Source organism: Flavobacterium solisilvae (assembly GCF_012911605.1).
Lineage (GTDB): Bacteria > Bacteroidota > Bacteroidia > Flavobacteriales > Flavobacteriaceae > Flavobacterium > Flavobacterium solisilvae.
In genome coordinates, this window is sequence record NZ_JAAMPT010000019.1 from 1 (window position 1) to 229 (window position 229).

At 40.6% G+C, this 229-nt stretch carries 1 protein-coding gene; it reads right to left on the reverse strand.

Translation table 11 applies throughout. The features are described 5' to 3' along the window. Positions 1-229 (reverse strand): hypothetical protein (locus tag G6042_RS00090; RefSeq protein ID WP_169522294.1); only part of this gene is annotated, 229 nt, incomplete at both ends.

Below are 229 nucleotides of genomic sequence, written 5' to 3' on the forward strand. Positions count from 1 at the left end.
AACGGGTTGATGATGTAACCTTGTGGTACAACGGTATAACACTTTCTTCCGGTATGGTCGATGGTATTGTTACCCGAAACAGCGATGTAAACATATTGTACCAAATTAATTGGATCGTTGGTCAAAGTCGTATCGCCTACCAATGCTGCTGATGGGTTGGTGATTTCATTGGTATTGTTTTCTAAATCGGTCAACGTTGGGTAATACTGTAACGTTAAATTCGTATCGC